This is a genomic window from Virgibacillus sp. M23, assembly GCF_034190895.1.
Classification (GTDB): Bacteria; Bacillota; Bacilli; order Bacillales; family Amphibacillaceae; genus Virgibacillus; species Virgibacillus salarius.
The window spans coordinates 1-1,807 of sequence record NZ_JAWDHA010000120.1 but is presented as its reverse complement, the minus strand read 5'-3'; the positions used below and the strand labels follow the sequence as shown (position 1 = coordinate 1,807).

Genomic DNA, 1,807 nt, shown 5'->3' with positions numbered 1-1,807 from the left:
CCTCCCTCAATAAAGTTAATTTTTCTACCAAATACTCATGTATTCTCAATATTTCATAAACATCATATAGTTCACTCACTAAGATTACTGGATATCATTTGAATTTCTATAAATGATTTACAAGGTAGGGGCCATCCTATCGTCCAAACTGGATGAGTTTGGAAAATAAGTGTATAACCGTGCTAGGAAATCTCCACACAAATCACGGTCGCTAACCCTCCCATATCTCTCCGGATCGTATCCATACTTTCCTTCGTCCTGCGTATCCATGAGGTGGAGGTTGGAAATGCTCCTTTGCTGGGTCTAAAGCCCGAATGGTGAAAATAAGCTCCAACTCTACACTATTGGTGTTTGTTTAAGAAACAATTGGTATTTAGCGTGTTTTCCTAAAACTTTAAGCAGCCTGTAATGCCTGAATTTGAGGTAATCCTCTTAACAGTTTTGAACCATCAAACTCACATTGCTTTTGTCCAATGACAAACAATACACGTAGTAACTTACAACACAAGGCAATGAGTGACTGTTGCTTTTTCAATGGCTTTTTAGATCGCGTTGTATAGTATTGATGCAAGGCCTTAAATGTCGGGTTATGGGCGACTAGTGGACGAATAGCCAAGTATAAGGCTCGTCGTAATCGGCTTCGCCCTCTCTTTGTAATCCGTGTTTGACCCTTGAATTTACCAGAGCTGTGTTCTCGTAATGAGAGACCAGCTAAATTAACTAATTGCTGGGGGTGACTATACGTTGTAATGTCACCTACCTCCGAGAAGAATAGAGCGATGGTAGTAGATCCTAATCCTGATATCTTCATCATTTGTTTGGATCCCGGAAGTGTCTCTACAAGATCTTCTAGCTCCTTGTCTAACTGTTCTAATTGCCCTTTATAGAGCTCATATTGGTCTAATAGATAATCCAATTCACGCTTGGAAAACTGAATTCCAATCTTTATGCCAACACTCTTTTTGCCGGCTTCTACTAGCTTTGTTGCTCGTTTCATTCCCACTCCACGTTGGACAAATGGTTTCCATTTCATCAACACTTCTTCCGGTGATAGTTCCTTGATTTGAGATGGAAATGGAAACAGTCGCAACGTACAGAAAGCTGCTTTTCCTTTCCAATTCCCAAACACATCAAAGAATTCTGGAAAGTATCGTTGAATATGGTTTTGAATTCGCCCTTCGGTCGTCATCAGTTGTTTGGTAAGCTGATCTCGCAATTTGACGCCTTCTCTTAATTCGGCATAAACGCCGTCTAAGAGGTTTGGTACAGCGTATCGCCCATCCTTAATCAACTGTGCAATGACGCGGGCATCCTTCGTATCATTTTTAGTAGGGGAATTGTCATCAAGCTCTTTACTTTTCTTCACGTGCATCGGGTTGACGACGACAAAATCGTATCCTTTCGCTACGAAAAAGTAAGCTAGACTAAACCAGTAATGACCCGTCGGTTCTACACCAAGAATGACGTGATTCTTGGCATTTTCTTTTCGAAGGCTTTCGGCCCAATTCACTAGTTTTTGAAAGCCATGCATTCGATTTTCAAAGATCAATCGTTTTCCAAATTCAATACCTCGATCATCTTGAGCACGTGCTACGTGCTTGTCTTTAGCTATATCAATGCCAATGATAAGAGTTGAAGGTGTAATTTGAGAGATTTTTTGATTTTGTGTATAATTCATAAATGAGTCCTCCTTGGTTATTTCATTTAAGGGTCCATTTTTGCTTCGAAGCTTTGGACACCTCGTATGATACCAAGGGGCTCTTTTTTGTTCAATCCTCAAATTTCTTCATTACAGGAATGCTCCTTT

1 protein-coding gene is annotated in these 1,807 nt (G+C 40.2%); it reads right to left on the bottom strand.

Going from position 1 to position 1,807, the window contains the following annotated elements; genetic code table 11:
- Positions 1–394: 394 nt before the first annotated feature.
- The gene (locus RVS70_RS21475) at positions 395–1,678 is read right to left on the bottom strand and encodes an IS110 family transposase (RefSeq protein ID WP_321134755.1); all 1,284 of its coding nucleotides are present in this window, start codon (positions 1,676–1,678) and stop codon (positions 395–397) included.
- Positions 1,679–1,807: the final 129 nt, after the last annotated feature.